General features: G+C 53.2%; 1 protein-coding gene and 1 pseudogene. One reads left to right on the forward strand and one right to left on the reverse strand.

Translation table 11 applies throughout. The features are described from left to right. Window positions 1–40 precede the first annotated feature (40 nt). Window positions 41–334, forward strand: a pseudogene (locus tag KI369_RS29270) (MFS transporter); the annotation flags it as partial. Between the two features lie 138 nt (window positions 335–472). Here KI369_RS29270 and KI369_RS29275 read toward each other — a convergent pair. Further along, a partial coding sequence (locus tag KI369_RS29275) for a peptidoglycan recognition protein family protein (protein ID WP_212959079.1) occupies window positions 473–901 on the reverse strand: 429 nt, incomplete at its 5' end.

Consider the following 901-nt stretch of genomic DNA (forward strand, 5'->3'; position numbering starts at 1 on the left):
TTTATCACAGTTAAATTGCTAACGCAGTCAGGCACCGTGTATGAAATCTAACAATGCGCTCATCGTCATCCTCGGCACCGTCACCCTGGATGCTGTAGGCATAGGCTTGGTTATGCCGGTACTGCCGGGCCTCTTGCGGGATATCGTCCATTCCGACAGCATCGCCAGTCACTATGGCGTGCTGCTAGCGCTATATGCGTTGATGCAATTTCTATGCGCACCCGTTCTCGGAGCACTGTCCGACCGCTTTGGCCGCCGCCCAGTCCTGCTCGCTTCGCTACTTGGAGCCACTATCGACTACGCGATCATGGCGACCACACCCGTCCTGTGGATCCGGCCCATTGGCTGCCTCCCACACTTGGATATGCCTCCTCGGAGCCTTATAGAATTGTTTATAAGACTTGCGCATTATTTGACCTCCAATGCGAACAAAGGGAAACCGCTGTGGTCTCCCTTTAGTGAGTTCAATTAATTATCCACGGTCAGAAGTGACCAGTTCGTTCTTCTCCCACCAACGCTTAAGGTCGAACGAAGGGCAAGCCTTCGGCGCCACCTCATGATGGGCGCGAAGCACAGCGCCTTCGTACTTAGCCAGCAGTGTGACAAGCAGTGAGCGAAGGGATTGCATTTGGGCTGGCGTAAAGTTAGCGTCGAACTTACCTTTATCGTCGATACCACCAACAAGGCAGACGCCGATAGAGTTGTGGTTGTAACCCTTAGCGTGAGAGCCTACAGCCATCTCATCTCGTCCTGCCTCCACAGTACCGTCTCGCTTGATGATAAAGTGGTATCCCACATCGAGCCAACCCTGCTCTTTGTGCCACTGGCGAATCTCACGGACACCAACATTCTGACTTGGCTTGGTAGCCGAGCAGTGAACAAAGATTGCGTCAGTAGATTC

It is taken from the genome of Bacillus sanguinis (genome assembly GCF_018332475.1).
Classification (GTDB): domain Bacteria; phylum Bacillota; class Bacilli; order Bacillales; family Bacillaceae_G; genus Bacillus_A; species Bacillus_A sanguinis.